This is a genomic window from Streptomyces sp. NPDC101490 (assembly GCF_044767145.1).
Lineage (GTDB): Bacteria > Actinomycetota > Actinomycetes > Streptomycetales > Streptomycetaceae > Streptomyces.
In genome coordinates, this window is sequence record NZ_JBIWNI010000050.1 from 1 (window position 1) to 7,781 (window position 7,781).

The following is a 7,781-nucleotide window of genomic DNA, read 5'->3' on the forward strand; positions in this document are numbered from 1 at the left end:
CCTCAGGCCGCTGCGGCGAGCGCCCGGCAGCCCCCGGCAGGACCGGCAGCGGCCTGAGGCATGCGGTATGAGACCTGCGGCCTTGAGGGGTGTGCGGCGGGGCCCGGGGCCGCGACGGCGGCCGCGCGGCCTCTCGGCGGTGACGTACAACCTGCGGCGGCGGCCCGGCTCGACGTCACCTCACCTCACCTCACAGGTTCGAGGGGGTCTGTGTTCAGGCTCAGGCCTCGGGCAGGGTGATGCCCAGCTCCCGCATCGCGGCGGATTCCGGACCGCCCTCGGAGCGCCGGGTCCGGTATCCCTTGACGCGGGGTGCCACCGTGCGGGGGTCGACGGCCTCGGACGGCGCGCCGGACGCGTAGAGCCCCGCGGGCTGTCCGTCCCGGTCGTGGGGGAGCAGCCAGAAGACCCGGCGCACGAACGTCCCCGAGGCCCGCGAGGAACGGGCTTTTGGTCCCAGGACCGCGTAGCCGACCATCCGGCCGGCCCGGTGATAGGCGGGTCTGCCCCGGCGGGTCGGCAGCCGGTCCAGGCTCTGGCGCACGTAGTCGAGCGCGGCGATGTCCTCCAGCCACACCAGTTCCGTCTCGGAGCTGAGCTGCTCGGGTTCGATGAGCGCGCTCATGGCGTTCCGCCCCCTTCGGTGTCGAGCCCGATGCCCGGGTAGAACTTCCGCTGATTCGACAAGATCATCTGCTTGGGGGTGCTGATACCGATGGTTTCACGCACACGGGCGGCGAAGGAGCGGGAGGAGACGGGGTTGGCACCCTCCATCTGACACCACCCCGTGTAGCTGTTGTACAGCTGGCGCTGCTCGGCGCGCAGCGAGGGGTGCAGCGTGCAGCACTCGCCGAGGAAACGCCCGGTGTGGTCCTCGGTCTCGGCGTACGCGGTCGTGGCCGTGCGGACCTGGTCGGGGCCCGTCAGATCGCGGGGCCCGTCCAGGTACCGGCCCGCCCCGCGGACCAGCCAGTGCAGGATGCCCGGCCCCTCCTCGCTCACCAGGACGTCCGCGAGGTTGTCGATCTGCCGGTCGCTGGCCACGACCCGTTCGAACGGGATCAGTGTCATACGGCGCCAGAAGGCGTATCCGCCGGTCCCGACCTCGGGACGGTGGTTGCCCAGCAGCCAGAGCTTGTGCGTCGGGGTGAAACTGAAGAAGTCCTGCCGCATCCGGCGGGCCTTGATCCGGTCGCCGCCGGTGAGCAGCTTCACCCGGGCCTCGTCGAACCGGTCACCGGGCTTGAGCTCGGAACACACGATGATGCGGCGGCCGTGCAGCTCCGCCAGGTCCGTGGGATGGCCCTCGAAGGGACGGGCCATCAAGAAGCCCGGGGGAGCGGCGTCGGCGTAGTCCCCCAGGAGCTTGACCATCACGTCCAGCAGGACGCTCTTGCCGTTCTTCCCCTGCCCGTACAGGAACGGCATGATCTGGGCGCCGACGTCGCCGGTGATGGAGTAGCCGAGCAGTTCGTGGAGGAAGCCGACCAGCCGGTGGCCGTCGTCGTCCTCGCCGAAGGTGTCGGTGAGGAACCGGTTCCACCGGGGCGTGCGCATCGCGCGCGGGGCCACGCTCGTGGCCCGCGAGTGGAAGTGCCGGTCCGGGTCCGGGTCCGAGAGCCGGCCGGTGGCCAGGTCGACGACCCCGCCGGGGGTGCACAGCGAGTACGGGTCGGCGTCCAGGAGCGCGGCGTTGAGCACCATGCCGGGTGCGGCCCTGGCCTGGAGCAGCATGGCCTTCATGCCGGAGGTGGACAGCGCCCGGCGCTTGTGGCGGCGCAGGTCCGCCGTGCTGTGCCGGCCGGCCGGTCCGTCCTCGGCGAGGGACTCGGCCATCTCCCCGGCGGCCCACACGACGCTGTCGTCCTCGTCCAGGGCCCAGCGGTACCCCGACCAGCGGTACCAGCCGATGCCCGGGACGTGCCGGAAGTCCCGCCCGTACAGGGTCACGAACAGCTTCGCGTTGCCCCGGTCGCTGAGACTGTCCGGGAGCAGGCCGTCCCCGCCCGCACCGCCCGCCACCGCGGCGGGCGGTGCGAGCGGCGCCAGGTCCCGCGGAGCGGAGAGCAGGATCTGCCGGGCCACCTCCGCCGGGTCGAACAGCCCGCCCGGGGGCCCGGGAACAAGGGTCACGAGAGGTCTCCCGGCATCAGCGGACGCTGCCGGCCGGCGTTCATCGCGCCGCGGATGATCCCCAGGGCCCGCCGTTCCTGGGCGGGCCGGGCGTGCAGCGCGGCGGCCAGCAGGGCGGACTCGGCGTCGGCGCCGCTCAGACGCCCGGCGCCCACCAGCCCTCCCGCGGTGTAGGCGGCACGGTTGAGCCTGCCGCTGAAGCCCGCGCCCTCGGGGACGAAGGCGCAGTCGGACACCTCGGCCAGCACGGTGGCCAGGGCCCGGGCGGCGGCGGCCCGCCCGCCGCCCGCGGCGATGACGGCCGCGGCGGCCCGCCGCGGCACGGGGGAACCGGAGCCCGGCGGCGGCGGTGCGGGCAGGTGCCCGGTGCGGGCCAGTTCCAGGGCGAGCCAGCCGGGCAGCGGCGCGGGACGCCGGGCGCCCTGGAGCGCCGTGTACGGCCCGGCGGCGGTGACGGTACCGGGCGCGATGATGTAGCCGCCGTGGGCGCGTACGTCGACCTGCCAGGCCAGGGCCCGCGACGGGCTCGACCCGGCCGAGCACCGCCACGCCTGTCCGGGCCGCGCCGCGTACCAGATGTGCATACCTCCTGAAGGAGTGCGGACGCGCAGGGTGGAGGAGTCACCGGCCGGATCGGGCCGGCCGCGCAGCGCGGCGAGCAGGGCGAGGCTGTGGAAACCGTGGCGCAGCCCGTCGAGGGACACCGCCGGGGGGACGGTGATGCCGGGCAGCAGCCGCTCCCGCCCAGGGAGCGGGGCGTCGTGGGCGTCCACGTCGATGACGAGGAGACCGGCGCCGCCGCAGGCCACACCGACGCCGGAGCCGGGCCGCCGCCCCCACCACGCCCGGATCCTGCTGACGTCGGTCGTGGCCGCGTGGAAGCCGTGGCACCAGCGTCCGGCCGGGATGCAGGGGCAGTCCCGGGGCGTGTGGGCCCGCACCCGGCACTCCCGGCAGTTCGCGCCGGGTGTCTTGCGGTGGGGCGCGAGAGGATGCACGGGCCATCCCCTCCCGGCGCACCACAGGGCGGTCTGAAGGCCGGACACCGGACGCCCGCCGCCCCGGCCGCTGTCGCTGCGACACCTTGAGTCGCTGGGTGACTTCCCCAGGTCAGGGGGCATGAGATGGTCCTCTCAGCGACCGAAGCGACCGAAGCGGCTCAACGCCGGAACATGCTCCGAGCGGGCCGGAGGAGGGCCGGGCCGAGACCGGGCCGGGTCCGTGCGCCGTCAGCGCTCGCAAGGTGCCGGGCGAAACCGGTGGGGGGAAGACCGGGTTCGCCCGGCAGCCTCGGCGGTCCCGACACTCTCCGGCGGGCGTTCCGCACGAACGGCGGCCGTGGGTCAGGACGTCAGGGGGCCCGAGGGCGGCGGAGCGGGCGGCGAAGGTCAGGGGGCCGTGGCCTTTCCCGACGATGCCGCCCGTGCCGACGATGCCGCCCGTGCCGGCGGTGGTGCGTGTACCGGCGGTGCCGCTTGAACCGGCAGCGCCGGCAGTGCGGGTGGTGCCGGCCGTGCGGGGGGCGCGGTGTGTACCGGCGGTCCTGCCTGTGCCGGTGACACCGTGTCTACTGGTGGCGCCGTGTGTGCCGGTGGCGCGGTGGGTACGAGGGGGGCCGCCTGGGCCGGTGACGCGTCCCCCGCCAGCGGTGCGAGGTCGGGGCGTTTGGGGCTCATGCCGTCCCCGGCCGACTGGCCGCGCAGCCGACGCGCCACCCACGGAAGGAGATGAGCGCGCAGCCAGCGCAGGTCCTGGAGCTGTCCGGCCGCCCACGGGAGGCACTCCGGCGCCCAGGCCGCGGCGGGCTCCGGCTGGTGGGGAAGACCCAGGACGTCGGCGGCCCGCCGGGCGACCTGCTCGTGGCCCTCGGACGACAGGTGCAGCCGGTCCTCGCTCCAGGCACGCGGATGCTGGATGATCCGCAGCGACCACAGGTCGACCACCACACAGCCGTGCCGGTCGGCGATGGCACGGACATGCGCCGTGTAGACCGCGATCTTCCCCCGCAGCCTGCGCAGGACCGGCGTGTCACGGGGATCGAAGCCCGTGAAGACCAGCACCGTGCCCGCCGCGCCCGCCAGCTCGGCGACCGCCGCGTCCAGACGCACCGCGATGTCGTCGGGGGAACTGCCCGGATGCAGGATGTCGTTGCCGCCCGCGCACAGGCTCACCAGATCCGGTGCGAACTCCCGCACCCTGGGCACCTGCTCCTCGACTATCGCGTCGAGCATCTTGCCCCGCACCGCCAGGTTGGCGTACCGGAACTCCGGACCAGGGGAGTGCCGGGCCAGCTGCGCGGCGAGCCGGTCGGCCCAGCCGACCACGTCGCCCCCGGGGGTCTCGTCCCCGACACCTTCGGTGAAGCTGTCACCGAGCGCGGCATAGGAGCTGATACCGGGAGCCGGGTACGCGACGGGGCCGGGCACGGCGTGCGGGCTCGCGCCGGGCACGGCGTGCGGGCCGACGCTCAGCGCCGCGTACGGACCGGGGGCGGACGCCGCCGACGGGCCCGTGGCGGATGCCGCCGACGGGCCGGGGGCGGACCGGGCGGTCGGCGGACGGGTCGCTTCCCTCATCTTCTGGCCTCCCGTCCTTTCGGTTCCGGCCGGTGCCCCGAAGGCACCGGCGCAGTCACGGCGAGGCGGCACGGGCAGGGCAGTCAGGGCATGAGGCACCTGCTCCCGCGCCGTCTCGTGGCCCCAGCTTCGGACCGGGCGGGGCGCCGGGCCAATGCCCGAGCGAAGAGAGTGTCAGTTTTCCGCACGCGCGGTCTGTTTCTGCCGGAGCGGGCGTGCGAACCGGCCGAAGGGACCGGTCCGTCCACCCTCCCGGTCGTTCACTGTCCGGCCGTCCACCACCCCGGCCGTTCACCCTCCCGGTCCGGTCCCGGCCGTCCGCTCTCCCGCCGTCAGGGCCGCAGGACGACCTTGCCCGTCGTACGCCGCTCCCGCAGATCGGTGTGGGCCCTACGGGCCTCGGCGAGCGGGTACTCGACACCCGTCACCGGGCGCAGCCGCCCCCGGAGCGTGAGCGCGATCAGCTCCTCCAGAGGCTCGCGCAAACCCCCCGGCCGGGCCAGGGCGGGCCGCAGCCAGAAACCGACGACGGCGGCGTTCAGCCTGCTGAGCCTCGCCGGATCCAGCGCGGCGAACGCGGTACGCGACGCGTTCCCGTACGTCACCAGCCGCCCGAAGTCCGCCAGCGAGCCCAGCGCCCGGTCGAACAGCTCCCCGCCCGCCGCGTCCAGGATCACGTCCGCCCGAGGGGCCAGCGGATACCGGGCGACCCCGTCGGCGCCCAGCTCCAGGGCGAGCCGCTCCTTCCGCGGTGTGGACGCCTCGGCCAGCACCCTGCCCGCACCGAACTCCCGGGCCAGCTGCACCGCCAGGCTGCCCACCCCGCCCGCCGCCGAGTGCACCACGACGCTCTCCCCGGGCCGCAGCCGGGCCGCCGAGCGCAGCAGGTGCCAGGCGGTGAGCCCCTGGGTCAGCAGGGCCAGCGCCCGGCCCGCGTCCAGCTCCTCGGGGATCACCACGAGAGCGGACTCCCGGGCGACCACCCGCTCCGCGTACCCGCCGGTGACCTTGGCCAGGACCCGGCGCCCGTCCCCGGTCCTGCCGACGACCTCACCGCCGGGCACATGGGGCAGCAGATCGGCGGAGAGGTAGGACCCGTCCACCTGGAGGGTGTCGGCGAAGTTCACGCCGGCCGCCTCCACGGTGACCAGGGTCTCCCCGGGCCCGGGAACCGGGACGGGCACATCCACCGCGGTGAGGACTTCGGGACCGCCGAAACGGTCGAACTGTATCGCGAGCATGATCAGGCACCGTACCGGCAGCCCGCGTCCACCGGATGCCGGTCCACCAGGTCCCCGGCCCGGACCCACCACTCACGCGGGATTCAAGAACGACTCGCCACTCTGGAGCCCGACAGGCCGAGGGACAAGGGGCGGAGATGACACAGCGGCTCACCGGGCGACCGGCGGCACCGGACCACCCCGGGCAGGAACACCACGACCCCGTCCCGGCCTGGTTCGTGAACACCGTGTTCGCCGGCCTGCCGCGCTCCGACCAGCGCCGCTGCGCCACCGCGTACCTGCGGGCGCTGCTCACCTCGCCCGGCCGCAAGACGGTCCGCGCGATGACCAACTGCGCCGCGGACCTCCAGGCCTTCCAGCAGTTCGTCAACCACAGCCCCTGGGACTGGCAGCCGTCCCGCCGGGCGCTGGGCCGCCTCGCGGCCCAGCGGATGAACCTGCGGGCCACCGTCCTCGAACTCGCCCTCGTCCCCAAGTACGGCGAACAGATCGTGGGCGTCCACCGGCGGCCCACCCCCACCGGCGGCTCCGTCAACTGCCAGGTCTCACTCGGCCTGTTCCTCACCGAACGGGGCCGGAGCCTGCCCGTGGACTGGCGGCTCTACCTCAACCGCGCCTGGGGCGAGGACGCGGACCACCGGCAACGCGGCCGGGTCCCCGACGGGGTGCGCCGCCACTGCCTGGAGGAGCTCGCCTTCCAGCTCCTGGACGAGGCCCCGCAGACGGCGCGGGGCGGGACACGGCCCGTGATCCTCGATCTGCGCGACGCCGGGGACACCTGCCGGGCCGCCGCCGGACTCCTCGACCGGGGCGCGGACTTCCTGCTGTCGCTGGGCGAGACCGAGCGGCTGCGGGCCAACGTGCTCAAACCGCCGGTACGCGCACCCCTGGTGACGCTCGCCTCCCCGGCCCGCCTCGATCTGCGGGGCTACGGCACGGGCCGCTTCCGGCTGCTCGCCGAGTGGTCCCCGGCCCGCGACCGCCCCCGCCGGGTGTGGCTGACGAACATGCTGGACGGCGCGTCGAACGACTTCCTCGCGCTGCTGCGGCTCAGGGCCACGTCGGGCGAGGCGCTGACGGCGGTCACCCAGGACTACGGGATGGCGGACTTCACGGGCCGCTCGTTCCCCGGCTGGCACCACCACATGACGCTGGTGTCGGCGGCGTACGCGGTGGACACCCTGGAACTCGGCGAGGACGAACCGGCGTGAGCCGTACGCCGCCCGGTACCCGCTCCCGCGACCGCCGCCCCGCCCGCCCCGCACCCGCCCCGGGACGTGCAAGGCCCGGAGCCCGCGGGAGGCCCGCGCGCAGCGGCTGCGGCCGGAGCGGGTGGGACGGCGTGCCGGCCGGGCCCGCCGCGGCGCACCTGACCCGCACGGAGCGGAAGCCCTCCGCCACGGCCCCCGGGCACAGGACTCCGTCCGGCCGACGGCACCGGCCCCGCCACCGGGGGCCTGCACTGGTGGCCCCTGCACCGGGGGCCGCCCGCCCGGGGGCGGGCAGGCCGGTCACCAGGCCGGGCCGGCTCCCGGGGCCGTGCCCGGTCCGGTGACCGGTGGCCTGGCCCGTTCATGACGGACCGCTGGAGCGTCCGTGCGGACGGCACCGGCGCGAGGCTGGAACAGCCGCCCCGGATCCCCGCCGCCACGGGCACCACGGGCACCACAAGCGCCAGGGGCACCACACGCGACCCGAAGTACGGGATGCCCGGCCCGGTCTCCGGGCGGGAGTGACGGCAGGTCTGCGCGGACGGTGTCCCGGGGAGGCGGAGTGGGGGGGGGGGGGGGGGGGGGGGGGCGGGGCGCCCCCCCCCCCCCCCCCCCCCCCC

5 protein-coding genes and 1 pseudogene are annotated in these 7,781 nt (G+C 75.2%); 1 reads left to right on the forward strand and 5 read right to left on the reverse strand.

What is annotated here, in order from left to right; all coding sequences use genetic code 11:
• Positions 1-220 precede the first annotated feature (220 nt).
• The 5 genes and pseudogenes from ACIRQY_RS35535 to ACIRQY_RS35555 form a co-directional block, all read right to left on the reverse strand.
• Positions 221-625 (reverse strand): DUF6009 family protein, encoded by a 405-nt coding sequence (locus tag ACIRQY_RS35535; protein ID WP_351796709.1) that lies wholly within the window; start codon positions 623-625, stop codon positions 221-223.
• The gene (locus ACIRQY_RS35540; protein WP_403932991.1) at positions 622-2,049 is read right to left on the reverse strand and encodes a phage/plasmid primase, P4 family; all 1,428 of its coding nucleotides are present in this window, start codon (positions 2,047-2,049) and stop codon (positions 622-624) included. Before ACIRQY_RS35540 ends, ACIRQY_RS35535 begins: the two co-directional genes overlap by 4 nt.
• Positions 2,050-2,129: 80 nt before the next feature.
• Positions 2,130-3,254 carry a bifunctional DNA primase/polymerase gene (locus ACIRQY_RS35545; protein WP_403932985.1) on the reverse strand — a complete coding sequence of 375 codons (1,125 nt, stop codon included), beginning with the start codon at positions 3,252-3,254 and terminating at the stop codon, positions 2,130-2,132.
• Between the two features lie 522 nt (positions 3,255-3,776).
• Positions 3,777-4,559 (reverse strand): annotated as a pseudogene (locus ACIRQY_RS35550) (SGNH/GDSL hydrolase family protein); the annotation flags it as partial.
• Positions 4,560-5,041: 482 nt separating this feature from the next.
• On the reverse strand, positions 5,042-5,950 hold the full coding sequence (locus tag ACIRQY_RS35555; protein WP_351796715.1) for a zinc-binding dehydrogenase: 909 nt from the start codon (positions 5,948-5,950) through the stop codon (positions 5,042-5,044).
• Positions 5,951-6,087: 137 nt separating this feature from the next.
• Between ACIRQY_RS35555 and ACIRQY_RS35560 the strand changes: the two genes are divergently transcribed.
• Positions 6,088-7,161 (forward strand): transposase, encoded by a 1,074-nt coding sequence (locus ACIRQY_RS35560; protein ID WP_403932988.1) that lies wholly within the window; start codon positions 6,088-6,090, stop codon positions 7,159-7,161.
• The last annotated feature ends 620 nt before the right edge of the window (positions 7,162-7,781 follow it).